Genomic DNA, 26,580 nt, shown 5'->3' with positions numbered 1-26,580 from the left:
CCTAAGACGACGAGCATATGGATGGATGGCAGCGCGCCTTTGTCCTGCATAGTCGTCCCTGGAGCGAAACCAGCCTGATGCTGGACGTCTTCACGGAAGAGTCCGGTCGCGTGCGCCTTGTTGCCAAAGGCGCACGTTCCAGACGTTCTAATCTGAAAGGTGCCTTGCAGCCTTTCACCCCGCTGCTGGTCCGCTTTGGCGGGCGAGGGGAAGTCAAAACCCTGCGCAGTGCTGAAGCCGTCTCCCTGGCGCTTCCTCTTTCTGGTATCACGCTCTACAGCGGTTTGTATGTCAACGAACTCATTTCACGGGTTCTTGAACATGAGACCCGCTTCTCTGAACTTTTCTTTGATTACCTGCACTGTATTCAGGCACTTGCTGGCGCAACCGGCACCCCTGAGCCTGTGCTGCGTCGTTTCGAACTGGCGCTGCTCGGGCACCTTGGTTACGGCGTTGATTTTCTGCACTGTGCGGGAAGCGGAGACGAGGTAGAAGACACCATGACCTACCGCTATCGTGAGGAAAAGGGCTTTATTGCCAGTGTCGTCGTCGATAACAGCACTTTTACCGGGCGCCAGCTCAGAGCACTGTATGAACGCGAGTTCCCGGACGCCGACACCCTGCGTGCGGCAAAACGCTTTACCCGAATCGCGCTCAAGCCGTATCTTGGGGGCAAACCTTTAAAGAGCCGCGAATTATTCAGGCAGTTTATGCCGAAACGCTAATGTTTTACCCCTCACCCCAGCCCTCTCCCGGAGGGAGAGGGAGAAGGTAAATGACCAAAAATACCGAGGATTGTCATGGCTGAATTACTGTTAGGCGTCAATATCGATCACATCGCCACGTTACGTAATGCACGCGGTACCGCGTATCCCGATCCGGTTCAGGCGGCATTTATCGCTGAGCAGGCTGGCGCCGACGGCATTACCGTCCACCTGCGTGAAGATCGTCGCCACATCACTGACCGCGACGTGCGCATCTTGCGTCAGACGCTGGATACCCGCATGAACCTCGAGATGGCGGTGACAGAAGAGATGCTGGCGATTGCCTGCGAGACCAAACCGCATTTCTGCTGCCTGGTGCCGGAAAAGCGTCAGGAAGTGACCACCGAAGGCGGTCTCGATGTGGCCGGGCAGCTCGACAAAATGCGCGATGCCTGCAAACGCCTGGCGGATGCCGGTATCCTGGTATCTTTATTTATCGACGCTGATTTCACCCAGATTAAAGCCGCTGCCGACGTGGGTGCGCCGTATATTGAAATTCACACCGGCTGCTATGCCGATGCCGAAAACGACGCAGCGCAGGCGAAAGAGCTGGAGCGAATCGCCAAAGCGGCAACCTACGCCGCGAGCCTGGGACTGAAGGTGAACGCCGGTCACGGCCTGACCTATCACAACGTAAAAGCCATTGCTGCCCTGCCGGAAATGCATGAGCTGAACATTGGCCACGCCATTATTGGTCGTGCGGTGATGAGTGGCCTGAAAGAGGCGGTGTCCGAGATGAAGCGCCTGATGCTGGAAGCGCGTCAGTAATGGCTATTCTGGGCTTAGGCACCGACATCGTCGAAATAGCCCGCATTGAAGCGGTGATCGCCCGCAGCGGCGATCGCCTCGCAAGACGCGTGCTGAGCGATAACGAATGGGCTATCTGGGAGGCGCATCAACAGCCGGTGCGCTTTCTGGCAAAGCGCTTCGCGGTAAAAGAGGCGGCGGCGAAAGCGTTCGGCACGGGCATTCGTAACGGCCTGGCGTTTAACCAGTTTGAAGTGTTTAACGATGAGCTGGGTAAGCCACGTCTGCGTTTATGGGGCGAGGCGCTTAAGCTGGCGGAAAAGCTGGGCGTGGCGCACATGCACGTAACGCTTGCAGATGAACGCCACTATGCCTGTGCGACGGTGATTATTGAGAGTTAAATTTTGTCCGCATGGTGCATCAGGACAAACTTATCCCACAACTGTTCTTCGTTCTCGACGTGTGCCGGATCTTTTAAGATCGTATTGGGAATTGGACACACCTTCTGGCAGGTCGGCGTTTCATAGTGGCCGATGCATTCGGTGCAGCGGTCGCTGTTAATCTCATAAATGCTGTCGCCCATCGAAATCGCCTGGTTCGGGCATTCGGGTTCGCACATATCGCAGTTGATGCATTTTTTGGTGATTAACAGCGCCATCAGGAAATTCTCAGAAACATCACAAACAGGGCGGGCATTATACGCTCATTCGTTGTTCAAACCAGTTTTTTTACCAGCTCTTCGCTGTGCCGAATACGTTCTGGCGCACGCTCCAGATCCTGCTGAACCAGCGCCATAAACAGCAGGTCCGTCAGCATCATCTGCGCACTCGTCGACGAAATCGCCGCGCTGCGAGTGGCCTGTTCCTCGGCAATGGTATACAGGCAGCGGGTTGCCCGTTGCTGGAGCGCATTCGGGCTAAATCCGGTAATCGCCAGAATTTTTCCCCCTACGCGCAGGGCTTCGTCAGTGGCCATATTAATTTCACGTCGCTCGCCGGAATAGGAGATGGCCAGCAGTAAATCGTCAGGATCCATGGCCTGCACGGTCGCCAGCAGCGCGTGCATATCCTGTTCAACGATGGCGTTATAGCCGATTTTTGTCAGCTTCCAGCCAAAGTTACGCGCAACCAGTCCGGAGGCGCCGATCCCGGTCAACACAATGCGCCGCGCGTCGCGAAGCATGGCTACGCTTTCCAGCAGCTTCTCTTCCGTGTTCACATCCAGCGTGGCATGCATTGCCGCCACGTTCTCCTTGATCAGCTTTTCGCCCACCAGACGCATCGGATCGTCGCCACGGATCTGGTTATGCACCGGCATTGACTGCGGATTCGGGTTGCTCACCAGTGCTTCACTGATCGCCAGCTTTAGCGCCGGAAAGCCCTTATAGCCTATTTTCTGGGCGAATTTCACCACGCTCGACTGACTCACTCCGGCTTCGCCTGCCAGCTGCTGGGAGCTGAGGTGTCGCGCGCGATCGGGCTGAGAAAGTAAAAAATCCGCCAGCTTTTTATCACTCTGGGCAAACCCTGCGTAGCGCTGACGAATACGAATTAAACAGTTCATACGGTCTCCTGGCGAAAATGTGATTACCCGCGCAAATACGAATTTTGCTCGCCTGAATGAATTTTATATTCCATTATAGTGCGTTTATTATGAATTAAAAATTCCAGAGGTAAATAACATGAATCTTGGCTCTCTTGTTTCTGAAACGCGTAACCCGCAAACCATGGATCTTGATGCACTGTCCACGCTGGAGCTGGTAAACCGCTTTAATCAACAGGATACCCTCGTCGCGCTGGCAGTCAAAGAGACATTGCCTGAGGTAGCAAAAGCCGTAGACGCCGCTGCCGACGCTCTCAAAGCAGGAGGACGCATTATTTATATGGGAGCGGGAACCAGCGGGCGCCTCGGTGTGCTGGATGCCTCAGAATGTCCGCCGACTTTTGGCGTTCCGCACGGGCTGGTCGTTGGCCTGATTGCCGGTGGCCCCGGCGCGCTGCTGAAAGCGGTAGAAGGGGCAGAAGACAATAAACAGCTTGGTGAAGATGATCTCAGGGCGCTGAACCTGACCGCGCAGGATCTGGTGGTCGGCCTGGCGGCTTCTGGTCGTACGCCGTACGTCATTGGTGGACTGGAATATGCCAGACAGACCGGGTGCACCACAGTGGCCATCTCCTGTAACCCGGGCTCGCCGATTGCGAAGGTGGCCGCCATTGCCATCTCTCCGGTCGTCGGGCCGGAAGCGCTCACCGGTTCCACACGGCTGAAGTCGGGTACCGCGCAGAAGCTGGTGCTCAATATGATTTCCACCGGCGCGATGGTGAAATTTGGCAAGGTCTACCAAAACCTGATGGTGGATATGCAGGCCACTAACATCAAGCTGGTGGACAGAGCGTGTCGCATGGTGATGGAAGCGACAGGCGCCAGTCGTGAAGAGGCGGAAAAGGTGCTTCAGCAGACCGATCACGATGTAAAACCCGCCATTCTGATGATATTAACCGGGCTGGATGCAGCCGCGGCCAGAGCCAGACTCGAAGCCCATCACGGGTTTTTACGGGCGGCATTAGAACACCAATAAGAGGCGTGTATGGACAAAACAGCAGCGCTCGCCAGCGACATCCTGCTCGGGATCGGTGGGGAAAAAAATATTCAGCGTCTTGAGAACTGTATGACGCGTGTTCGCGTCGAGGTGCATAACGACGAACAGCTTGATTTGACGCGCCTTAAGCAGCTTCCCGGCGTGAGCGGGTACGTTAAGCAGGGGCAACAGCACCAGTTGATTGTCGGTCCGGGCAAAGCGGCGCAGGTGGTTGATGCCATGCGCGCCCTGATGACGGTCGGTGAAACGGCTCCCGCCTTTGACGATGCGGAACGCACCAAAGCGCAGGCGAAAGCCAAATACAAAGCCCCTATGAGCGATGCGCTGCGCCAACTGGCTAACGTCTTTATTCCGCTGATCCCGGCGTTTATCGCGTCGGGGCTGATCACCGGGATTATCAATATTCTTAAGCGTCCGGATATTGTCGGGGATTTTGCCACGCAGTATCCGAACCTGCTGGGTATTCTGGCGATTTTCGGCAGCGCGGTGTTTGCCATCATGAACATTCTGGTGGGGGTGAACACGGCCAAAGTGTTTGGCGGCTCGCTGGCGATGGGCGGCGTTATGGCGGGTATCCTCTCCAGCCCGCAACTGGCGCAGATTACGCTGTTTGGCGAGGCGCTTCAGCCTGGCCGCGGCGGGGTGATTGCCGTGCTGCTGGTGGTCATTCTGATGTGCTGGATCGAGAAAAAGCTGCGCGCGGTGCTGCCAGGCTCGATTGAGCTGATCCTCAACCCGCTGCTGACCACATTGATTACCGGGAGCGTGGCGATTGTGGCGCTGCAACCGTTAGGCGGCGCCATCTCTGAAGCCATCGCCCACGGCGCATCTCTGGCTATCGATCGCGGTGGGTTATTGGTGGGGGCTGTGCTGTCCGGAACCTTCCTGCCGTTAGTGCTGACCGGTCTGCATCAGGGGCTAGTGCCGATTCACGTCGAACTGGTACAGGCGCACGGCTATAACGCCCTGCTGCCGATCCTGTCGATGGCGGGCGTTGGGCAGGTCGGCGCGGCCATCGCGGTGCTGATGAAAACCCGCAACGCACGTCTGAAAAAGGTCATTAAAGGGGCGTTGCCGGTCGGGTTGCTCGGTATCGGCGAGCCGCTGATTTTCGGCGTTACGCTGCCGCTGGGCAAGCCGTTCCTGGCCGCCTGTCTCGGTGGCGCGGTGGGCGGGGCGTTGATTAGCTACTGGAAAGTGGCGACCGTTATCACCTTCGGGATTTCCGGTTTACCGCTGGCATTAACCATCGTGACCGGAAAAGTGATGCTCTATCTGTTAGGCTATCTGGTAGCGGTGATCGCCGGGTTCCTGTTTACCTGGCTATTAGGATTCAACGACCCAGAGGAGTAAGGTTTGGCAAATCACGAGCGTCGCGTTGTCTTTTTTGATCTGGATGGAACGCTGCATCAGCAGGATATGTTCGGCACCTTTATGCGCTATCTGCTGCGGCGCCAGCCCCTTAACGCGTTGCTGGTATTGCCCCTGTTACCCGTTATTGGCATCGCGCTACTGGTGAAAGGCCGTTCAGCGCGCTGGCCGATGAGCCTGCTGCTCTGGGGATGCACGTTTGGTCATAGCGAAGCGCGTCTTAAGCAGCTTGAACAGGATTTTGCCCACTGGTTTCGCGGGCACGTCGCCGCGTTTCCCGTGGTCCAGGCGCGCCTGACCAGCTATCTCGACGCCAACGATGCTGATATCTGGCTGATTACCGGCTCCCCGCAGACGCTGGTAGAGCAGGTCTATTTTGATACGCCCTGGCTGCCGCGCGTAAACCTTATCGCCACGCAGATCGCGCGCGGCTACGGCGGCTGGGTGCTTACCCTGCGCTGCCTCGGACATGAAAAAGTGGTGCAGCTGGAGAAACGCATCGGTACGCCGCTGCGTCTGTACAGCGGCTACAGCGACAGCAAGCAGGACAACCCGCTTCTCTATTTTTGCCAGCACCGCTGGCGCGTCACCCCTCTGGGCGAACTTCAGCAACTCGAATAGTCTTATCTGTACCGGCTGTGTATAATGCCGCCCGCTTTTCGACTGGAGTATCAGCCCTTGTCCAACCCTGAACACAATCATGAATACTGGATGCGCCACGCGCTGGCGCTGGCTCAGCGCGCCTGGGAAGAGGGCGAAGTTCCCGTGGGCGCGGTGCTGGTCCATAACAATCAGGTAATTGGTGAAGGGTGGAACCGTCCGATTGGCCGTCACGATCCTACCGCGCATGCTGAAATTATGGCGCTGCGTCAGGGCGGACTGGTGCTGCAAAACTATCGTCTGCTTGATACCACCCTGTACGTCACCCTTGAACCGTGCGTGATGTGCTCCGGGGCGATGGTGCACAGCCGAATCGGTACGCTGGTGTTTGGTGCGCGGGATGAAAAAACGGGCGCTGCTGGTTCACTGATGGACGTGCTTGGGCATCCGGGGATGAACCACCAGGTGAAAACTATCGGCGGGGTACTTGCACCAGAATGTTCGGGTCTGTTAAGTGACTTTTTTCGAATGCGTCGGCAGCAGAAAAAGCAACAAAAGGCAGAATTGAAACCGCAGGGTGATTAAGCTCGTCCGGTGCGACCACCGGATAGCTTTCAGCCAGCTGTTGCGCCTCGGCCGCCTCTTTTTCTTTCTCCAGCAGATATCCCACCAGGCTTATCTGATACTTACGAATATTTTCCACGTAGGCATACGCTTCATGCCCGCGCGCATAGCCGTACGTCAGCTTCTGGTACCACTGTTTCTGGCTAAGCAGCGGCAGGCGCTGTTTTACATCTGACCAGCTGTCCGGGTTACCTTTGGTTTTTGCCGTCAGCGTCCGCGCGTCGAGCATATGGGCATAACCCATGTTATAGGCGGCCAGCGCAAACCAGATCCGCTCCCCTTCAGGAACCGTCTCCGGCACTTTCGCCATCATATCCTGTAAATATTGCGCGCCGCCGCTGATGCTCTGTTCCGCATCGGTTCGATCGCTAATGCCGAGGCTCTGCGCGGTATTTTTGGTCAGCATCATCAACCCGCGAACGCCCGTGGGGGAGGTGGCCTGAGCATCCCAGTGCGATTCCTGGTAGGAAATTGCCGCCAGTAACTTCCAGTCAATCTCCTGAGCGTACTTCTCGAACAGCGGTTGCAGGTCCGGCAGCACGCTATCCACCGCGCGCAGGAAGGTGCGGGTGTCAACGTAATCAAAATCGTCACCGTGACCGAGATATTTCTCTTCCAGACGCGCCAGGGTGCCGTCTTCATTGATGGAATTAAAGAAATCGAGCATAGCCGCAGAGACGGTTTGATCGTCGTCTAACTGGGTAAACCAGGTTACCGGCTGTTCATCGGTCACATCCAGCGCCACGGCGATTTCAGGATGAACGCGCTGGAAAAGGCTGATCGCCACCGAATCAGCAATGGTATAGGCCAGCTTTTTATCTTTTACCTGCTCCAGCAATTCGGTAGTGCCGAGTTTAGGATCGACCGTCCAGCTGAGGTTCGGGTATTTTTTCTCTTTCAACGCCCGCAGATCGTCAATCACCACATGGCCCGGCGCAATGGTCAATTGCTGGTCGGTAATGTCGGCCAGTGAGCGCGGGCGCAAGCTACCCACACGATAAACCACCTGCTGCGACACAGAGTAATAGGTCGGGCCCGGCTGATAATTTTTGCTGCGTTCGCTGTTGTACACCAGACCTGCGGCGAGAATATCGGCACGGTCATGGTCTAAATCATCAAACAGCTGGTTGATGTTCTGCCGCACGGTGACTTTCAGCTTCACGCCCAGATAGTCCGCAAACAGCTGTGCCAGTTCGTAATCAAGACCAATGGTTTTACCGTTGATATCGTCGTATATAAGCGGAGAGGAGAGGGTACTGACGCGCAACTCCCCCCGCTCCTGAATGGCGGCGATACGGTTTTCGGCTTTGCCGAACCAGGGGATAGACGGCCAGAGGGCCACTGCCAGCAGCAACGTAACAATGCCGATGAGCAGATAATTAATCTTTAATTTTTTCAATTAGTTAATTCTCTGCGACGCCGGTTGCCTCAGTGTGCTGTAGTCATGTTAAGAGTAGAGTTTGCCATTGATTGAGCGGCATTTTGCGCAAAGTAGCGCCAGTTGGCAACCAATTAGAGAGACAGGTCACATCTATTGTTAAACAAAAAGGATGATTTTATTTCGACGCAAACGGTTTCGTCAGCGCTCAGGATTCTCTATAATGACGCCCGTTTTCCCCCCTTGCGCACACTGTAAGCGCCCCGGCGCTTCGAAGACGAGAGACTTATGATGGAAATTCTGCGTGGTTCGCCTGCACTGTCTGCCTTCCGTATTAATAAACTGCTGGCACGTTTTCAGGCGGCCGACCTTCCGGTAAGCAATATTTACGCTGAGTATGTCCATTTTGCTGACCTGAATGCCCCCCTGAATGCAGAGGAGCGCGTACAACTGGAACGTCTGCTTAAATATGGCCCAAGCCTGAGCAGCCATACGCCGACCGGCAAATTAATCCTCGCCACGCCACGTCCTGGCACCATCTCCCCCTGGTCTTCCAAAGCCACCGACATCGCTCACAACTGCGGCCTGAGCCAGATTAACCGTCTGGAGCGCGGCGTGGCGTACTATGTGAAAGCGTCAACCCTGAGCGACGCGCAGTGGCAGGCCGTCACAGCGGAGCTGCACGACCGCATGATGGAGAGCGTGTTTGACTCTCTGGATGATGCGCAGAAACTGTTCTCCCACCATCAGCCTGCGCCGGTACAGAGCGTGGATCTGCTGGGGCAGGGGCGTCAGGCGTTGATCGACGCAAACCTGCGTCTTGGTCTGGCGCTCGCAGAAGATGAAATCGACTACCTTCAGGATGCATTCGTTAAGCTGAATCGCAACCCGAACGACATCGAACTGTATATGTTCGCGCAGGCCAACTCCGAGCACTGCCGCCACAAAATTTTCAACGCCGACTGGATTATCGACGGCGAACAGCAGCCGAAGTCGCTGTTCAAAATGATCAAAAACACCATGGAGCAAACCCCTGACCACGTGCTGTCTGCCTATAAAGACAACGCCGCGGTGATGGAAGGTTCCGAGGTGGGCCGCTTCTTCGCCGACCGCGAAGCAGGGCGCTATGACTTCCACCAGGAGCCTGCGCATATCCTGATGAAAGTGGAAACCCACAACCACCCGACGGCCATCTCTCCGTGGCCGGGTGCGGCGACCGGCTCCGGCGGTGAAATCCGTGACGAAGGTGCGACCGGTCGCGGCGCGAAACCAAAAGCGGGTCTGGTCGGTTTCTCCGTTTCCAACCTGCGTATCCCGGGCTTTGAACAGCCGTGGGAAGAAGATTTCGGCAAGCCAGAGCGCATTGTGACCGCGCTGGATATCATGACCGAAGGCCCGCTGGGCGGCGCGGCGTTCAACAATGAATTTGGTCGTCCGGCGCTGAACGGTTACTTCCGTACCTACGAAGAGAAAGTGGACAGCCACAACGGCGAAGAGCTGCGCGGCTACCACAAACCAATTATGCTGGCGGGCGGGATCGGCAACATTCGCGCCGATCACGTGCAAAAAGGTGAGATCGTCGTGGGCGCGAAGCTGATCGTGCTCGGCGGCCCGGCCATGAACATTGGTCTGGGCGGTGGTGCAGCCTCGTCTATGGCTTCCGGCCAGTCTGATGCGGATCTCGACTTCGCGTCCGTGCAGCGCGACAACCCGGAAATGGAGCGCCGCTGTCAGGAAGTGATCGACCGCTGCTGGCAGCTCGGCGATGCCAACCCGATTCTGTTCATCCACGACGTGGGCGCGGGTGGACTCTCTAACGCCATGCCGGAACTGGTGAGCGACGGCGGTCGCGGCGGGCGCTTCAACCTGCGCGATATCCTGAGCGATGAGCCAGGCATGAGCCCGCTGGAAATCTGGTGTAACGAATCCCAGGAGCGCTACGTGCTGGCGGTTGCTGCCGATCAGCTGCCGCTGTTTGACGAGCTGTGCCGCCGCGAGCGCGCGCCGTATGCCGTCATCGGTGAAGCGACCGAAGAGCAGCACCTGACTCTCAGTGATACCCATTTCGACAACCAGCCGATCGATCTGCCGCTCGACGTGCTTCTCGGCAAAACGCCGAAGATGACCCGCGACGTTACAACCCGCAAAGCGGCGGGTAAAGCGCTGGATCGTCAGGGCATTATTGTGGCGGAAGCGGTTAACCGCGTGCTGCACCTGCCTGCGGTGGCGGAGAAAACCTTCCTGGTCACCATCGGCGACCGTACCGTGACCGGTATGGTGTCACGCGATCAGATGGTCGGCCCGTGGCAGATCCCGGTCGCTAACTGCGCCGTGACCACCGCGAGCCTCGACAGCTACTACGGCGAAGCGATGGCGCTGGGTGAACGCACCCCGGTGGCTCTGCTGGACTTCGCCGCTTCTGCCCGTCTGGCGGTCGGTGAAGCGCTGACCAATATCGCCGCGACGCAGATTGGCGACATCAAACGCATCAAACTTTCCGCGAACTGGATGGCCGCTGCCGGTCACCCTGGCGAAGACGCGGGCCTGTACGAAGCGGTAAAAGCGGTGGGTGAAGAGCTGTGTCCTGCGCTCGGCCTGACCATTCCGGTGGGTAAAGACTCCATGTCGATGAAAACCCGCTGGCAGGAAGGCAGCGAGCAGCGCGAGATGACTTCGCCTCTGTCGCTGGTGATCACCGCGTTTGCGCGCGTGGAAGACGTGCGTCATACCGTTACGCCGCAGCTTTCCACTGAAGATAACGCCCTGCTGCTGATTGACCTCGGCAAAGGCCATAACGCGCTGGGTGCCACCGCGCTGGCACAGGTTTACCGCCAGCTCGGCGAAAAGCCAGCCGACGTGCGGGACGTCGCACAGTTGAAAGGCTTCTACGACGCAATTCAGGCGCTGGTGGCGCAGCGTAAGCTGCTTGCCTACCATGATCGTTCCGATGGCGGCCTGCTGGTGACGCTGGCAGAGATGGCCTTCACCGGCCACTGCGGCGTTGAAGCAAACATTGCAACGCTTGGTGAAGACCGCCTGGCGGTGCTGTTTAACGAAGAGCTGGGTGCCGTCATTCAGGTACGCGCCGCAGATCGCGACGCGGTGGAAGCGATTCTGGCGCAGCACGGTCTGGCAGACTGCGTGCACTATCTCGGTAAAGCGGTGCAGGGCGACCGTTTCGTGATTGAAGCCGACGGCCACCCGGTGTTCAGCGAAAGCCGCACCACGTTGCGTATGTGGTGGGCGGAAACCACCTGGCAGATGCAGCGCCTGCGTGACAACCCGGAATGTGCCGATCAGGAGCATAACGCGAAGGCGAACGACAACGATCCTGGCCTGAACGTGAAGCTCACCTTCGACATCAACGAAGACATTGCCGCGCCGTACATTGCGACCGGTGCGCGTCCTAAAGTGGCCGTGCTGCGCGAACAGGGCGTTAACTCCCACGTTGAGATGGCAGCGGCCTTCCACCGGGCGGGCTTTGACGCCATCGACGTCCACATGAGCGACCTGCTGGCAGGGCGTACCGGGCTGGATGATTTCCAGGCACTGGTAGCCTGCGGGGGGTTCTCCTACGGTGACGTGCTGGGCGCGGGCGAAGGCTGGGCGAAGTCCATCCTGTTCAACAGCCGCGTACGTGACGAGTTTGAAACCTTCTTCCATCGTCCGCAGACGCTGGCGCTGGGGGTGTGTAACGGCTGCCAGATGATGTCTAACCTGCGCGAGCTGATCCCGGGCAGCGAAGCCTGGCCGCGCTTTGTGCGTAACCAGTCTGACCGCTTTGAAGCGCGCTTCAGCCTGGTAGAAGTAACCCAAAGCCCGTCCCTGCTGTTGCAGGGGATGGTCGGTTCGCAGATGCCAATCGCGGTTTCGCACGGTGAAGGTCAGGTTGAAGTCCGTGATGCGGCGCACCTGGCTCAGCTTGAAAGCAAAGGACTAGTGGCGCTGCGCTTTGTTGATAACTTTGGCAAGGTCACCGAAACCTATCCGGCTAACCCGAACGGTTCGGCAAATGGCATTACCGCGGTCACCAGCGAAAGCGGTCGGGTGACGATTATGATGCCGCACCCGGAGCGTGTCTTCCGTACCGTGAGCAACTCCTGGCACCCGGAAAACTGGGGCGAGGACAGCCCGTGGATGCGCATTTTCCGCAACGCACGTAAACAACTAGGTTAAGTTTCAACGCCCTGACTGTAGGCCCGGTAAGCGCGAGCGCCACCGGGCTTTTTTGTCTCTGTCGCAAAATCGCGACAACTCTCTGGTCTGAGTGTCTCCAAAAGGAGACATTTAACCTGTTGATTTATATGCGGCAGGACAGGTTCCCGTTAAGGTGTTGCTTAATAGCGACACTTAGCCTGGAAATCATTCACGTAACAATCAATACGTTTTGATAATAAAAATATTACTAATCATAAGGATAGCATTAATTTTTGCAATCTGGCACGCGTGTTGCATAATAGTAACCAGTGGCTCATTCACCTTCTTATGTCAGCCCCTTCGGGACGTGCTACATAAACTTCGAATGACGCACAAAAAGGTGCCTGCCGTCCAACTACTGATTATTGCAATGCTTTATCAGGCCAGGGCGAAACGTCGAGTTAGGCACCGCCTTATTCCATGACAAAGCCGGGTTTTTACCCGGCTTTGTTGTATCTGAAGGGCAGACTCAGTTACGCTCTCCTCAAACCCGGATGAAGAGAGTAATGTGTTGAAACGCTGGCCCGCTTTCCCTCGCTCCCTGCGACAGCTCGTTATGATGGCCTTCCTGCTGATCCTGCTACCTTTGCTGGTTCTGGCCTGGCAGGCCTGGCAAAGCCTGAACGCGTTAAGTGCACAGGCGGCCCTGACTAACCGCACCACGCTTATTGATGCTCGCCGTAGCGAGGCGATGACCAACGCCGCGCTTGAGATGGAGCGTAGCTATCGCCAGTACTGCGTGCTTGACGATCGCACGCTGGAGAGGGTCTATCAGAACCAGCGTAAACGCTACAGCGAAATGCTGGACGCCCACGCCGGGGTGCTGCCAGATGACAAACTCTATCAGGCGCTGCGTCAGGATCTGAACGATCTGGCGCAGCTCCAGTGCAAAAACAGCGGTCCTGATGCCGCCGCCGCCGCCCGACTTGAAGCCTTCGCGAACGCCAATACGGAGATGGTTCAGTCCACCCGTACGGTTATCTTTTCCCGTGGTCAGCAGCTCCAGCAGGAGATTGCCGAGCGCGGCCAGTTCTTCGGCTGGCAGGCGCTGGTGCTGTTCCTCGTCAGCCTGGGGCTGGTGCTGCTCTTTACCCGCATGATCATCGGCCCCGTGAAGGGGATCCAGCGGATGATTAACCGCCTGGGGGAGGGTAAATCTCTCGGGGATACGGTCGTTTTTAAAGGCCCGCGCGAGCTGCGCTCGGTCGGTCAACGCATCATCTGGCTTTCAGAGCGCCTGGCGTGGCTGGAATCGCAGCGCCACCAGTTCCTGCGCCATATCTCACACGAACTCAAAACGCCGCTGGCCAGCATGCGTGAAGGTACGGAACTGCTGGCCGACGAAGTGGCGGGGCCGTTAACCCCTGAGCAAAAAGAGATCGTGGCGATTCTGGATGCCAGCAGCCGCAATTTACAAAAGCTTATTGAACAACTGCTGGACTATAACCGCAAGCTGGCGGATGGTGCTGTGGTGCTTGAAAGCGTTGAGATTGAACCGCTGGTGGACATGGTGATCTCCGCCCATAGCCTGCCAGCAAGAGCTAAAATGATGCATACCCAGGTGGAACTCAACGCGCCAGCCTGTCTTGCAGAACCGATGCTGTTAATGAGCGTACTGGATAATCTTTATTCCAATGCGGTGCACTATGGTACTGAATCCGGTACCATTTATATCAGAAGCAATAACAACGGTTCGCGGGTATTTATTGACGTAGCGAATACCGGAAGCCCGATTCCGGATGATGAAAAAACGATGATCTTTGAACCCTTCTTCCAGGGGAGTCATCAGCGAAAAGGTGCGGTAAAAGGAAGTGGTCTGGGGCTGAGTATTGCCCGCGACTGCATACGACGCATGCAGGGTGAGCTTAACATCGTGAGTGATGAACGCGCCGATGTCTGTTTTCGTATCGAACTGCCTCTTGAGCCGGAAAAATCAATGAAATGAATAACAACCTGGTGAGTATGTCACACGTCTTTTACCGCGCACTGCGCGCGGTGTTTTCCAGCAAAAATGTGCGCCTCAGCCTGCCCTGCTTACTGCTGGCAGGCTGTGTAACCCATGCACCGAAAAGTGCAATTAGCCACAAACAGGAAGATAAATGGCCGCAAAAACAGCTGGCTGATTTCCTTTCGACACGTTGCGATGATATCTGGAGCCTGTCGGGGCGTGATGTTGAATCCAATCCGCTGTTCTGGCTGCGCGGAATAGACTGCGCCCAGCGGCTGGCGCCCGCCGAGGCCCGTGCCCAGGCGGCGATGCTGGTGGACGATACCTGGCAGGACGCATTTAAACGCGGGATCGTGATGGCGGATGCCAGAATCACGCCTGTCGAACGCCGTGCCAACGTGACGCGGCTGGATACTTACGTGATCAATATTCCCCCGCAGGTGCGCCCGGTCTATCAGCTCTGGCGGGACGGACAAACCCTGCAATTACAGCTGTCTGAAGAGCGTTTCCGCTACAGCAAATTGCAGCAGTCAAGCGACAGCGAGCTTGATGCGCTTCGCCAGCAGCAGGAGTCGCTGCGCGAGCAGCTGGAAACCACCACCCGCAAGCTCGAAAATCTGACCGATATCGAAAGACAGCTCTCGACGCGTAAGCCGGCAGGCAGCTATCTGCCCGATGGGTCGAAAGGCAACTCTGCCACGACGCCAGACAGTGAGACGCCGAAACAAGAGGATGTGAAGCCATGACAAGCCGTAAACCTGCCCATCTGTTACTGGTGGATGACGATCCCGGGCTGTTAAAGCTGCTGGGGATGCGTCTGGTCAGCGAAGGCTACAGCGTGGTCACCGCTGAAAGTGGGCAGGAGGGGCTGAAAGTGCTCAGCCGTGAGAAAATCGATCTGGTGATCAGCGATTTGCGCATGGATGAAATGGATGGCCTGCAATTGTTCACGGAGATCCAGAAGCAGCAGCCCGGGATGCCGGTGATTATCCTCACCGCTCACGGATCTATTCCTGATGCGGTGGCCGCGACGCAGCAGGGGGTATTCAGCTTCCTCACCAAACCGGTGGATAAAGACGCCCTCTATAAAGCGATCGACAGCGCCCTTGAGCACGCAGCGCCATCCGGCGACGACGCCTGGCGTGAATCCATCGTGACGCGTAGCCCTGTGATGCTGCGCCTGCTGGAACAGGCGCGGATGGTGGCGCAATCCGACGTTAGCGTGCTGATCAACGGCCAGAGCGGGACCGGGAAAGAGATCCTCGCCCAGGCGATCCACAACGCCAGCCCACGCAGTAAAAATGCTTTTATTGCCATTAACTGTGGCGCGTTGCCGGAACAGCTGCTCGAATCAGAGCTCTTCGGCCATGCCCGCGGCGCCTTTACCGGCGCGGTGAGCAGCCGTGAAGGGCTGTTCCAGGCGGCTGAGGGGGGCACGCTGTTCCTTGATGAAATTGGCGATATGCCCGCGCCGCTGCAGGTCAAATTGCTGCGCGTGTTGCAGGAGCGGAAAGTGCGTCCGCTCGGCAGCAACCGCGATATCGATATCAACGTGCGTATTATTTCCGCCACCCACCGTGATTTACCCAAGGTGATGGCGCGCAACGAGTTCCGCGAAGATCTCTACTATCGACTGAATGTCGTCAACCTGAAAATCCCGGCGCTGGCCGAGCGTGCGGAAGATATCCCGCTGCTGGCAAATCACCTTTTGCGCCAGGCCGCTGACCGCCACAAACCGTTTGTGCGCGCGTTCTCCACCGATGCGATGAAACGCCTGATGACCGCAAGCTGGCCGGGTAACGTACGCCAGCTGGTGAACGTGATTGAGCAGTGCGTGGCGCTGACGTCATCGCCGGTGATCAGCGATGCGCTGGTGGAGCAGGCGCTCGAGGGGGAAAACACGGCCTTACCGACGTTTGCGGAAGCGCGAAATCAGTTCGAGCTGAACTATCTGCGCAAGCTGCTGCAAATCACCAAAGGCAACGTGACCCACGCGGCGCGCATGGCCGGGCGTAACCGTACCGAGTTCTATAAATTGCTCTCACGCCACGAGCTGGAAGCGAACGATTTTAAAGAGTAATACCGCAAAATTCGCCTGAATATGATACTGTGAGCAACCGATTACGAGGCTGCTTACTGGCAAGAGTTTAAGGACCCACCATGAAAAAAATTGATGCGATTATTAAACCTTTCAAACTGGATGATGTACGTGAAGCGCTGGCAGAAGTAGGCATCACCGGAATGACCGTAACTGAAGTGAAAGGTTTTGGTCGTCAGAAGGGCCACACCGAGCTATACCGTGGCGCAGAGTACATGGTGGACTTTCTGCCGAAAGTGAAAATCGAGATCGTGGTGAGCGATGATATCGTCGAGACCTGTGTGGATACCATCATCCGCACGGCGCAGACCGGTAAAATTGGCGACGGGAAAATCTTCGTCTTTGACGTGGCGCGCGTGATCCGTATCCGTACCGGCGAAGAAGACGACGCGGCGATTTAACGTTCTTGCCGGGTGGCGCTGCGCTTACCCGGCCTACAGAACCCTTCGCAGGTCCGTGCAAGCGCAGCGCCGCCGGGCGATTACAGCACTTTATGCGGGCCGAAACATTCGTAATGAATGTTGTCTTTGTTCACGCCCAGGTCTACCAGCTGCTTCGCGGCATACTGCATAAACGCTACCGGCCCACACACGTAGAACTGCATCCCCGGTGCGCTAAACGCCCCTTCGTGCTGCCCTAAATTCATCAGGCCTTCGCTGTCAAAACGTGCCGCTGCGCGGTCAGCTTCCGTGGGTAAACGATACCAGGTATGCGCGGTAAAGTGTGGCAGACCCGCTCCGAGCGCTTTCACTTCATCTGCAAAGGCGTGCACATCACCGTTTTCGGCCGCGTGGAACCAGTTAACCTGCGCGCTGTGGTTTGATTTTGCCAGCGTATCCAGCATCGCCAGCATTGGCGTTTGACCAACACCTGCGGAAATCAGCGTCACCGGGGTACCCGTTTCCACCGCCATAAAGAAATCACCCGCTGGCGCGGCCAGATGAACGATATCACCCACGCTGGCGACGTTATGCAGCCAGCTGGATACCTGACCGCCTTCCTCACGTTTAACCGCAATGCGATAGCCTTTGCCGTCTGGCTTGCGGGTCAGGGAGTACTGGCGAATCTCCTGGTGCGGGAAGCCTTCAGGCTTCAGCCAGACGCCCAGATACTGCCCCGGCTGGTAATCGGCAACTGGCTGGCCGTCTACCGGCTCAAACTCAAAGCTGGTGATCAGTGCGCTGCGCGGGGTTTTCTCAACGATGCGGAAAGCACGCGTGCCTTCCCAGCCGCCATTCTTGCTGGCGTTTTCGCTGTAGATCTGCGCTTCACGGTTGATGAACACGTTTGCCAGCACGCCGTATGCCTTACCCCAGGCATCCAGCACTTCCTGGCCCGGGCTGAACATTTCGTCCAGGGTTGCCAGCAGGTGACTGCCCACGATGTTGTACTGCTCAGGTTTGATCTGGAAGCTGGTGTGCTTCTGGGCGATTTTTTCCACCGCAGGCAGCAGAGCCGGCAGGTTTTCGATGTTGCTGGCATAGGCGGCAATAGCGTTAAACAGCGCTTCGCGCTGATCGCCGTTACGCTGGTTGCTCATGTTGAAAATCTCTTTGAGCTCCGGGTTATGCGCGAACATGCGATCGTAGAAATGAGCGGTCAGTTTAGGACCCGTTTCAACCAGCAGGGGGATTGTGGCCTTCACGGTAGCGATGGTTTGGGCGTCGAGCATAGCAGCTTCCTTCTGATGTTGCTTTAATGATGTATTTTATATGCATCTTATAAAAATACCCCTGCAATGTAAATGGTTCTTTGCATCGTGAAAAATATGCATCACAAAGCTGAAAAGAAATCCGTTGAAAATGGCGAGAGCTTTATTGCTCAAACCCTTGCGTGGCGTGGAGGTAAACGTTTGCGTAAAATCGTTTGTCAAGACCTGTTATCGAAGAACTATTCAGTTATACTGTTGCCCGTCGTCCAACAGGACTGCCTTTTCAGGCCAAAAATTTACTTGTTAGCTGAGTCAGGAGATGCGGATGTTAAAGCGTGAAATGAACATTGCCGATTATGATGCCGAACTGTGGCAGGCTATGGAGCAGGAAAAAGTACGTCAGGAAGAGCACATCGAACTGATCGCCTCCGAAAACTACACCAGCCCGCGCGTGATGCAGGCGCAGGGTTCTCAGCTGACCAACAAATATGCTGAAGGTTATCCGGGCAAGCGCTACTACGGCGGTTGCGAATACGTTGATATCGTTGAGCAGCTGGCGATTGACCGTGCGAAAGAACTCTTTGGCGCTGACTACGCGAACGTCCAGCCGCACTCTGGCTCTCAGGCTAACTTCGCTGTTTACACCGCGCTGTTGCAGCCGGGCGATACCGTTCTGGGTATGAACCTGGCGCAGGGCGGCCACCTGACTCACGGCTCTCCGGTTAACTTCTCTGGCAAACTGTACAACATCATCCCTTACGGTATTGATGAGTCCGGTAAAATTGACTACGAAGACATGGCGAAGCAGGCCAAAGAGCACAAGCCGAAGATGATCATCGGTGGCTTCTCTGCTTACTCCGGCATCGTTGACTGGGCAAAAATGCGTGAAATCGCTGACAGCATCGGCGCGTACCTGTTCGTCGACATGGCGCACGTTGCCGGTCTGATTGCCGCTGGCGTTTACCCGAACCCGGTTCCACATGCGCACGTTGTGACCACCACCACCCACAAAACCCTGGCGGGTCCACGCGGTGGCCTGATCCTGGCGAAAGGCGGTGACGAAGAGCTGTACAAAAAGCTGAACTCCGCCGTGTTCCCAAGCGCCCAGGGCGGCCCGCTGATGCACGTTATCGCCGCGAAAGCCGTCGCGCTGAAAGAAGCGATGGAGCCAGAGTTCAAGGTTTACCAGCAGCAGGTTGCTAAAAACGCCAAAGCGATGGTGGAAGTGTTCCTGAATCGTGGTTACAAAGTGGTGTCCGGTGGGACTGAAAACCACCTGTTCCTGCTGGATTTGGTCGATAAGAACCTGACCGGTAAAGAAGCTGACGCAGCCCTCGGCCGCGCCAACATCACCGTGAACAAAAACAGCGTGCCAAACGATCCGAAGAGCCCGTTCGTGACTTCCGGTATCCGTATCGGTTCTCCGGCCGTAACTCGCCGTGGCTTTAAAGAAGCGGAAGTGAAAGAGCTGGCGGGCTGGATGTGTGACGTTCTGGACAACATCAATGACGACGCGGTTATCGAGCGCGTTAAAGGTAAAGTTCTGGACATCTGCGCACGCTTCCCGGTGTACGCATAATTCTCTGCGTTTCAGAACTGAAAAAGGCCGCTCATGCGGCCTTTTTTTATGGGCTAACGTCGGTCGAGGGAGATGGCCCCCGGCCCGGTTATCGCCAGCAAAATAAAGGCGCCAGCGATACTCACATTTTTATAGAAGTTAATCATATTTGGCAGGACCGCATCGCCCGTCATATCCCAGTAGTGGTGTCCAATCACCGCCGTTCCCAGCGTATAGAAGACAAAGATCACCGCGAGGGGGCGGGTAAAAAAGCCCAGAACGATCAGAATCGCGGCGGGGATTTCCATTACCACCGCAATAATCGCGGCCAGCATGGGCATGGGGGCGCCGAGCGACGTCATGTACTGAACGGTGCCGCTAAACCCCGTCAGCTTGGGATAACCGAAAATAATAAACAGGACCACGATAGCAATGCGGGCAATTAAAAGCAGGAGAGAACGAGAGGATCCGAAATCGAAATAACGTAAGCTGTTCATGGCAAACGACCTCTTCAGGCGATGTCTTATAAACGTAATACAGTTTTACCGCTCTCGCCATACGCTGTACGGCTGGTGATGATGTTAATTTTTAGTTAATTTATAGCGCGCTAACGACTTGCTAAAGTCAGGGATTAACGCCAGACTATCGCCTCCATTTCGGGAGGGATTCATGGTCTTGCATTCCACGCGCTGGCTGGCGCTCAGCTATTTCACCTATTTCTTTAGTTACGGTATTTTTTTGCCTTTCTGGAGCGTCTGGCTCAAGGGAATTGGTCTGACGCCTGAGACCATCGGCATCCTGCTGGGCACGGGGCTGGTGGCACGTTTCCTGGGTAGCCTGCTGATAGCGCCCCGCGTCAGCGATCCCTCTCTGTTGATTAAAGCGGTGCGAATTCTGGCCCTGCTGACGCTGGTCTTTGCGGCCTGCTTCTGGGTCAGCCACCAGTTTGCCTGGCTGATGGTGGTGATGGTTGGCTTTAATCTGTTCTTCTCCCCGCTGGTGCCGCTGACGGATGCCCTGGCGAACACCTGGCAAAAGCAGATCACCATGGACTATGGACGCGTGCGCCTGTGGGGATCGATTGCCTTCGTGATTGGCTCTGCGCTGGTCGGGAAACTGGTCAGCCTCTATGACTATCGCGCCATTCTGGCCCTGTTAACGCTCGGCATCGCCTCGATGCTGCTCGGTATGTTGCTGCGTCCGTCGGTGATGCCGCAGGGCGAAAGCCGCCATCAGGAGAGCGCTGGCTGGCCCGCCTGGCGCTCGCTGGTGGCGCAAAGCTGGCGTTTCCTGGCCTGCGTCTGTCTGCTTCAGGGGGCGCATGCGGCCTATTACGGCTTCAGCGCCATCTACTGGCAGGGGGCGGGCTACTCGGCTTCTGCGGTAGGCTACCTGTGGTCGCTCGGCGTGGTAGCGGAGGTCATTATCTTCGCGCTGAGCCAAAAACTGTTCCGTCGTTTCGGGGCGCGTGACCTGCTGCTGCTTTCCGCCGTTTGCGGCGTAGCGCGCTGGGGCATTATGGGCTGGACGACGGAGCTGCCGTGGCTGATTGTGGCGCAAATTCTGCACTGCGGAACCTTCACCGTCTGCCATCTGGCGGCGATGCGCTATATCGCGGCGCGAGAGGGTGGGGACGTTATTCGTCTTCAGGCAGTCTATTCAGCGGTGGCGATGGGCGGCAGTATTGCGGTGATGACCGTATTTGCCGGTTTCCTCTATCAGCACCTGGGCCACGGTGTGTTCTGGGTGATGGCACTGGTCGCTTTACCGGCCATTGTCATCCGCCCTAAAGTCGCTGCTCGCACGTAACTAGGATTCGAGCATAACGCGAATATGTTCCTGCTGCTGCGTGTTCAGGGTCTCAACGGCATGAATGAGCGGCGGCGAGAACAGCGGCAGGGCGGTTGGATAAGGCGTAATAACCAGCGCCGCCTCGCGGGGGGCGCCCTCCTTCTTAAACGCTTCCAGGCTAAGATAACGAATATTGAGCGGCAGCAGCGTCAGCTCGCGAAGCTGCTGCTCAATTAACTCCTCGCAGGCTTTATCTTCCCCCGTTAACAGGACCACCTGTTTTTCATGAAGATCGGTTTCCTGCATCAGCCAGGCACCAAAAATCACCGCCACCAGAGCCATCTCTTCACCGGAGAATCGTAGGCCAAATTCGGCTTCCAGCTCAAACAGCGCCTCTTTAGTGGTGCGCAGCAGCCGGGGGTATAGACGGTGGATCTCTTCCGGCAGACTGTTGTCGATGCCGATGTCAAATAAGGAGCGGTCCAGCGCCTGAGCCAGATGAATATACAGCTGATCGGTCAGCCCTTGCTCATCGCTGAAGTTCATCCCGGTTTGCGCCCGGAAACGGGCAATCATACGCACGATGGCCCGACGCAGGCGCTGATCCTGCTGGTGTTTATCCAGTACCGGGTCGGGTGTGCGGAGCATCATAAACAGCAGCGCCAGGAACAGCTGTTCATCACTGTGCGTTCCCTGCGGGACGCGCCGTTTCCAGTGACGGACAATTTCCTGCGCCGTAAAGTATTCCCCTCTCGATTGCGTCCAGCTGCGCTGAACGGGTGAAAACCCCGGCGTATTGCCCAGATGATGCTGAATAAGACAATATTGCAGATAAAGCTGTAAAAACTGTACGTCGCGGGACTCAAACTGGCGCTGAAGCTTGCGCGCGCAAAAGTTGATAAGCGCCCGAAGGTTCGCATCGTCATAAAGCGGGCGGGCAATGCCGTGCTGTTTGAGCGCGGTTTTTAAGGCAGGGGTAAACTGTTGGGCGACAAAATGTGGACACAGCCGAAGCGCCCTGCGCAGCCAGTGCAGCAGGCACAAACGCTGATTCAGGGCGGAGCCCTCAATACGGTAGCAACCGTCATGGTGCGTGACGATATCAAGCCGATGATAGCGCTGGATTTCATCGCGCGTCTCGGCTATATCTTGCCGTGCCAGGACGTCGTCCACGCCGTTGGCAGCGATTATGCTCTGTGCGGTGACGGCAGCATCGGGCAGGTAAAGCATCAAAAGCACCTGGCAACGGCGCTGCGAACTGGAAAGCACAGATGGAATTTCAAGCGTCGTCATCATCTGTCGGGTATCCAGTGTGAATGTTTGATAAGAATAGCTAAAGGATGGGCGCTGAAAAGCGCGCCGGCAGGCCTTTCATTCAGGATTGCTGGCGAACATCACAGAATTTTTGACGTGAGGAATTGATGCAAACAGTTAAACAAAGCGTGACAGCGTTATTTTTGGCGGTTATCACCTCCGCCGCCAGCGCACATCCTCACAGCTTTATCAGCCTGAAAACCGAACTGGTGACGGACGGCACACAGCTCAGCGGCCTGAAGATGCGCTGGACGATGGATGAAATCACCTCCGCCGACCTGCTGTACGATGCCGGAAACGCAAAGCCCGGCGACGAGATCTGGAAAAAGCTGGCGGCGGAAGTCATGGCCAACGTGCTGGGTCAGCACTACTTCACCGAGTTCTGGCACAACGGACAAAAGGTGAAATTTCTTAACCGTCCCACGGAGTACGGTATGACCCGCGACGGCCATCAGGCGGTGCTGACGTTTATCCTTCCGCTGGCGCACCCTCAGCCGCTGGCCGGGCAGAAGTACAGGTTTTCCACGTTTGACCCAACCTACTATGTCGATATGCATTACGCCCAGGACAGCGACGTACAGTTGCCAGAAATATTGCAAAAAAGCTGCAAAATTGCCGTGCACACGCCGACGCCCAGTGAAGAGACGCTGAACTTTGCCGTTTCCCTTGATAAAGAAGATGCGCCTCCAGAAGACATGGAATTAGGAAAACAGTTTGCGCAGGAGGTGACGTTACAATGTCAGTGATCTCCTCTCCCGTCAGTAAGCCGCGTCGCTGGCTGCACCTCTGGCCTCTGGCGCTCTTTTTGCTGTTTGCGTCTGGCGGCGCGCTCTGGCTGTGGCAGGCATGGCCGCAGGTGATGATGAAAAGTATCCTCTGGCAGCGGGAAGTTAATCAGCAGATGAGCGGGCTGCTGAAAGCCGTGGCGGAAAATCCGTCCAAAGCGGGCGGCTCTCTTCTGGCGTTCAGCTTTATCTATGGCGTGCTGCATGCCCTGGGGCCGGGGCACGGCAAAATCGTCATCACGACCTGGCTTGCCACCCATCCGTCGAAGCTGAAATCGAGTATCGGCCTGACGCTGGCTTCCTCGTTACTTCAGGGCGGTGTGGCAATTGCGCTGGTCGTGGTCGTCCTTTCGCTGCTACAGCTCCCGGCCCGCCAGCTGCATATGAGCAGCTTCTGGCTGGAGAAGGGAAGTTACGCGCTGGTAGGCGTGCTGGGGCTGATTCTCTGCTGGCGGGCGCTGAAAAAATTGCGCGCGTTGCTGCAAAAACCAAAATTCAAAATCTTTACGCCGCATCACCTTCACCATGAAAACTGCGGGTGCGGGCATCAGCATCTGCCGACGCAGGAACAATTACAGAATGGTGACGACTGGCGTGCGCGCCTGATGATTGTTCTCTCAATGGGGATGCGTCCGTGCTCGGGCGCAATCATGGTACTGTTGTTCAGCAAAGTGATAGGTGTATTTGGCTGGGGCATGATCTCGGCGCTGGCGATGGCGGCGGGAACATCTCTGACTATCTCTTCGTTAGCCTTGCTGGTGCACAGCTTCCGTCAGCTGGCGGTAAAACTCAGCGGCAATAAAACGCCGGTATTGTGGCGACAGGTTGGCTGGACGACGCTTGCGCTGGCGGGCGGGGTGATTCTGCTGGTGGCTGCGGTCACGATGTGGATGAGCGCGGTGCCGGTGGGAAGGGGGTTGCGGCCTTTTTAGCCATACCTGAGGGGTTTGTAGGCCCGGTAAGCGTAGGGTATGAACCGGGAACATGGGTAACACTTTAGACCGGATACATGGGTAACAGTTATAACTGGCATAGAAGAGGAGACTCGCTATGCCCTGGACTGAGACCCGACCTATGCAACGCCTTGATTTCATCCGTGCCTGCCATGCAGGTACGGATTCTTTTTCTGCCCTCTGCCGTCTCTTCGGCATCAGTCGAAAAACCGGTTACAAATGGCTTCAGCGTTTTGACCCCTCTGACCTGTCATCTCTCTCTGACCGGTCACGTGCTCCGCACTCCCACTCCCGGACAGTTCCTGATGATATCGCCGGGCAGCTTACGGCCCTGAGGCAAAAACACCCTGACTGGGGCCCCAAAAAACTGCGGATGTGGCTGCTCAATCATCACGTCGATTTTACCGTCCCCGCTGCCAGTACTATCGGCGATATCCTCAAGCGTGAAGGCCTGGTTCCGGATAAAAAGCGAAAACGCAGAACCCCGGGCAATCGCCAGCCCCTGACCATCATCAGTGAGAACAATCAGGTCTGGAGCGCTGATTTTAAAGGCAAGTTCAGGCTGCTGAGCCGGAAATACTGTCATCCCTTCACCCTCACCGACAATCACAGCCGGTATCTTCTGAGCTGCCGGGGAGCAGACCGGGAGAGCGAGCCCTTCGTCAGGCAGTGCCTGACGGATGCGTTCCTGGAGTACGGTCTGCCGGAAGTCCTGAGAACGGATAATGGTCAGCCTTTCGCAGGAACAGGTATCGCCGGGTTAAGTCGCCTTGCAGTCTGGCTGATAAAGCTGGGCATCAGACCGGAACGCATCAGAAAGGGGCATCCGGAAGAAAACGGCCGTCATGAGCGAATGCATCGTTCGCTGAAAAGTGCAGTAAAACAGGGCAACATATTTATGACGATGGAAGAACAACAGCGGTGGTTCAGTGGCTACCGGGAAGAGTTTAACTATGAAAGGCCACATGAAGCCCTGGCGGGTGCAACGCCCGGAACGGTATGGCAACCCTCAGGCCGGCACTGGGATGGCAGGGTTCCTGAATATGCTTATCCGGAAGGAGGTACGGTCTACAGGGTGAAATCAAGGGGGACACTCTATATGGGGAAAAAGGGGACGGTGTTCCTGAGTGAAGCGCTGACTGATGAGTACATCATGCTGGAAGAACAAGATGATGGCCTGGAGGCCATCATCTTTAATGGAATAACGCTTGCGTACTACGACCGAAAAACCCAGAGTGTGCTCCGGATAGACTGAAAAGTGTTACCTATGTTCCCGGTCTGATCTGTTACCTATGTATACGGTCATACAGAAGCGCCACCGGGCTTAACAGACTGGATTAACGCTTCAGCGCATCGCTCAGTTCTTCACGCATGTTTGCCAGCATGGCTTTAACAACGCGCGGGTTACCTGCAACGATGTTGCCGGTAGACATATAGTTATGGCCGCCGGTGAAGTCACAAACAATCGCGCCAGCTTCACGTGCGATCAGCTCGCCCGCCGCGAAGTCCCACGGCTTCAGTGACAGCTCAAAGTAACCGTCAACGCGGCCGGTCGCCACGTAGGCCAGATCCAGTGCAGCAGAGCCGGTGCGACGGAAGTCCGCGCATTCGGTGAACAGTTTGCCGAGGATATTCATATAAGTGGTTGCGTGCTGCTTCGCCTTGAACGGGAAGCCGGTCGCCAGAATCGTGCCGTCCAGATCGCGTGCATTGCTGCAGCGCAGACGGTAGCCGTTCAGCTGCGCGCCCTGACCGCGGGTCGCGGTGAACAGTTCGTTACGCATTGGATCGTAAACAACGGCGACTTCAGTACGGCCTTTGATGCGTACTGCGATAGACACAGAGAAGTGTGGCAGGCGCTTAACGAAGTTGGTGGTGCCATCCAGTGGATCGATAACCCATTGAACATCCTGATCGGTACCTTCATGTTCACCGCTTTCTTCGGTGATGATGGTGTGCTGCGGGTAAGATTTGCGGATCGTTTCGATAATAATCGCTTCGGCGGCTTTATCGACGTTAGTCACGAAATCATTGCTGCCTTTCTGGCTGGTTTCTACGGAGTCTGGGGTTTCGTAGTGTTTGGCAATTACATTACCCGCCTTGCGCGCTGCGCGCACGGCGATGGTCAGCATCGGATGCATCGGTCTCTCTCACTGGATGTTAAAGAACAGGAAAATCGGCGCAGAGTATAGCAGCGGGATC

The 26,580-nt window shown here is 56.4% G+C and carries 24 protein-coding genes; 17 read left to right on the top strand and 7 right to left on the bottom strand.

The features are described 5' to 3' along the window. Window positions 1-17 precede the first annotated feature (17 nt). The 3 genes from recO to acpS all read left to right on the top strand — a co-directional run bounded on the left by recO (window position 18) and on the right by acpS (window position 1,912). Entirely contained in the window at window positions 18-725 is a 708-nt protein-coding gene (gene recO, locus BFV65_RS15355) for a DNA repair protein RecO (RefSeq protein WP_015572142.1), read from the top strand. 75 nt (window positions 726-800) lie between these two features. Next, window positions 801-1,532: a pyridoxine 5'-phosphate synthase gene (pdxJ, locus tag BFV65_RS15350; protein WP_015572143.1), complete on the top strand. Its 732-nt coding sequence runs from the start codon at window positions 801-803 to the stop codon at window positions 1,530-1,532. After that, window positions 1,532-1,912, top strand: a complete 381-nt coding sequence (gene acpS / locus BFV65_RS15345; protein ID WP_015572144.1) for a holo-ACP synthase — start codon at window positions 1,532-1,534, stop codon at window positions 1,910-1,912. Before pdxJ ends, acpS begins: the two co-directional genes overlap by 1 nt. Here acpS and BFV65_RS15340 read toward each other — a convergent pair. Both BFV65_RS15340 and BFV65_RS15335 read right to left on the bottom strand, forming a co-directional pair. Further along, window positions 1,909-2,169 (bottom strand): YfhL family 4Fe-4S dicluster ferredoxin, encoded by a 261-nt coding sequence (locus tag BFV65_RS15340; protein WP_023300734.1) that lies wholly within the window; start codon window positions 2,167-2,169, stop codon window positions 1,909-1,911. The genes acpS and BFV65_RS15340 overlap by 4 nt on opposite strands. Before the next feature lie 56 nt (window positions 2,170-2,225). After that, window positions 2,226-3,074 carry a MurR/RpiR family transcriptional regulator gene (locus tag BFV65_RS15335; protein ID WP_023300733.1) on the bottom strand — a complete coding sequence of 283 codons (849 nt, stop codon included), beginning with the start codon at window positions 3,072-3,074 and terminating at the stop codon, window positions 2,226-2,228. A gap of 118 nt (window positions 3,075-3,192) precedes the next feature. Here BFV65_RS15335 and murQ point away from each other — a divergent pair, with 118 nt between their 5' ends. The 4 genes from murQ to tadA are packed head-to-tail and all read left to right on the top strand — an operon-like array spanning window position 3,193 to window position 6,666. Then, window positions 3,193-4,089, top strand: a complete 897-nt coding sequence (murQ, locus tag BFV65_RS15330) for an N-acetylmuramic acid 6-phosphate etherase (protein ID WP_069596827.1) — start codon at window positions 3,193-3,195, stop codon at window positions 4,087-4,089. Between the two features lie 9 nt (window positions 4,090-4,098). Continuing rightward, the gene (locus BFV65_RS15325; protein ID WP_069596826.1) at window positions 4,099-5,463 is read left to right on the top strand and encodes a PTS transporter subunit EIIC; all 1,365 of its coding nucleotides are present in this window, start codon (window positions 4,099-4,101) and stop codon (window positions 5,461-5,463) included. A gap of 3 nt (window positions 5,464-5,466) precedes the next feature. Continuing rightward, entirely contained in the window at window positions 5,467-6,102 is a 636-nt protein-coding gene (gene yfhb, locus BFV65_RS15320) for a phosphatidylglycerophosphatase C (protein WP_023300730.1), read from the top strand. Window positions 6,103-6,126: 24 nt separating this feature from the next. After that, on the top strand, window positions 6,127-6,666 hold the full coding sequence (tadA, locus tag BFV65_RS15315; protein ID WP_022651606.1) for a tRNA adenosine(34) deaminase TadA: 540 nt from the start codon (window positions 6,127-6,129) through the stop codon (window positions 6,664-6,666). Here the strand turns inward: tadA and mltF are convergent. Further along, a complete protein-coding gene (gene mltF, locus BFV65_RS15310) occupies window positions 6,554-8,104 on the bottom strand; it encodes a membrane-bound lytic murein transglycosylase MltF (protein ID WP_069596825.1) in 1,551 nt (516 codons plus the stop codon). The two genes, tadA and mltF, sit on opposite strands and share 113 nt — an antisense overlap. A 267-nt stretch (window positions 8,105-8,371) precedes the next feature. Between mltF and purL the strand changes: the two genes are divergently transcribed. From purL to glnB, 5 genes are all read left to right on the top strand, one after another. Continuing rightward, window positions 8,372-12,259: a phosphoribosylformylglycinamidine synthase gene (gene purL, locus BFV65_RS15305; protein ID WP_069596824.1), complete on the top strand. Its 3,888-nt coding sequence runs from the start codon at window positions 8,372-8,374 to the stop codon at window positions 12,257-12,259. Between the two features lie 532 nt (window positions 12,260-12,791). Beyond that, on the top strand, window positions 12,792-14,225 hold the full coding sequence (qseE, locus tag BFV65_RS15300; RefSeq protein ID WP_032622390.1) for a two component system sensor histidine kinase QseE/GlrK: 1,434 nt from the start codon (window positions 12,792-12,794) through the stop codon (window positions 14,223-14,225). Then, window positions 14,222-14,974 (top strand): two-component system QseEF-associated lipoprotein QseG, encoded by a 753-nt coding sequence (qseG, locus tag BFV65_RS15295; protein WP_032623754.1) that lies wholly within the window; start codon window positions 14,222-14,224, stop codon window positions 14,972-14,974. The genes qseE and qseG overlap by 4 nt, the downstream gene beginning before the upstream one ends. Continuing rightward, on the top strand, window positions 14,971-16,308 hold the full coding sequence (gene glrR / locus BFV65_RS15290; RefSeq protein WP_015572150.1) for a two-component system response regulator GlrR: 1,338 nt from the start codon (window positions 14,971-14,973) through the stop codon (window positions 16,306-16,308). The genes qseG and glrR overlap by 4 nt, the downstream gene beginning before the upstream one ends. A gap of 80 nt (window positions 16,309-16,388) precedes the next feature. Further along, a complete protein-coding gene (gene glnB / locus BFV65_RS15285) occupies window positions 16,389-16,727 on the top strand; it encodes a nitrogen regulatory protein P-II (protein WP_032613150.1) in 339 nt (112 codons plus the stop codon). An 80-nt stretch (window positions 16,728-16,807) separates the two neighbouring features. Here the strand turns inward: glnB and hmpA are convergent, their stop codons facing one another. After that, complete coding sequence (hmpA, locus tag BFV65_RS15280) at window positions 16,808-17,998, bottom strand: NO-inducible flavohemoprotein (protein ID WP_069596823.1); 1,191 nt, start codon at window positions 17,996-17,998, stop codon at window positions 16,808-16,810. 304 nt (window positions 17,999-18,302) lie between these two features. Here hmpA and glyA point away from each other — a divergent pair, with 304 nt between their 5' ends. Further along, complete coding sequence (gene glyA / locus BFV65_RS15270) at window positions 18,303-19,556, top strand: serine hydroxymethyltransferase (protein ID WP_003860678.1); 1,254 nt, start codon at window positions 18,303-18,305, stop codon at window positions 19,554-19,556. 53 nt (window positions 19,557-19,609) lie between these two features. Here glyA and BFV65_RS15265 read toward each other — a convergent pair whose 3' ends face one another. Further along, window positions 19,610-20,032 carry a DoxX family protein gene (locus tag BFV65_RS15265; RefSeq protein WP_038416512.1) on the bottom strand — a complete coding sequence of 141 codons (423 nt, stop codon included), beginning with the start codon at window positions 20,030-20,032 and terminating at the stop codon, window positions 19,610-19,612. Window positions 20,033-20,204: 172 nt separating this feature from the next. Between BFV65_RS15265 and BFV65_RS15260 the strand changes: the two genes are divergently transcribed. Next, a complete protein-coding gene (locus BFV65_RS15260; protein ID WP_063149210.1) occupies window positions 20,205-21,344 on the top strand; it encodes a 3-phenylpropionate MFS transporter in 1,140 nt (379 codons plus the stop codon). Here the strand turns inward: BFV65_RS15260 and csiE are convergent, their stop codons facing one another. Next, on the bottom strand, window positions 21,345-22,622 hold the full coding sequence (gene csiE / locus BFV65_RS15255) for a stationary phase inducible protein CsiE (protein ID WP_069596821.1): 1,278 nt from the start codon (window positions 22,620-22,622) through the stop codon (window positions 21,345-21,347). It lies immediately after the preceding gene. 125 nt (window positions 22,623-22,747) lie between these two features. On the opposite strand from csiE, the gene BFV65_RS15250 reads away from it, so the two are divergent. The 3 genes from BFV65_RS15250 to BFV65_RS15240 all read left to right on the top strand — a co-directional run bounded on the left by BFV65_RS15250 (window position 22,748) and on the right by BFV65_RS15240 (window position 25,633). Then, on the top strand, window positions 22,748-23,386 hold the full coding sequence (locus BFV65_RS15250; RefSeq protein WP_022649022.1) for a DUF1007 family protein: 639 nt from the start codon (window positions 22,748-22,750) through the stop codon (window positions 23,384-23,386). Further along, entirely contained in the window at window positions 23,377-24,357 is a 981-nt protein-coding gene (locus BFV65_RS15245; RefSeq protein WP_069596820.1) for a nickel/cobalt transporter, read from the top strand. The genes BFV65_RS15250 and BFV65_RS15245 overlap by 10 nt, the downstream gene beginning before the upstream one ends. A gap of 118 nt (window positions 24,358-24,475) precedes the next feature. Then, window positions 24,476-25,633, top strand: coding sequence for a DDE-type integrase/transposase/recombinase (locus BFV65_RS15240; RefSeq protein ID WP_023305267.1), 1,158 nt, complete (start codon window positions 24,476-24,478; stop codon window positions 25,631-25,633). Between the two features lie 82 nt (window positions 25,634-25,715). Here the strand turns inward: BFV65_RS15240 and suhB are convergent, their stop codons facing one another. Beyond that, window positions 25,716-26,519: an inositol-1-monophosphatase gene (suhB, locus tag BFV65_RS15235; RefSeq protein WP_022649020.1), complete on the bottom strand. Its 804-nt coding sequence runs from the start codon at window positions 26,517-26,519 to the stop codon at window positions 25,716-25,718. Window positions 26,520-26,580 lie beyond the last annotated feature (61 nt).

It is taken from the genome of Enterobacter hormaechei subsp. hoffmannii (assembly GCF_001729745.1).
GTDB classification, from domain to species: Bacteria; Pseudomonadota; Gammaproteobacteria; order Enterobacterales; family Enterobacteriaceae; genus Enterobacter; species Enterobacter intestinihominis.
The sequence above is the reverse complement of the archived record's forward strand: the minus strand, read 5'-3'. Positions and strand labels throughout refer to the sequence as shown.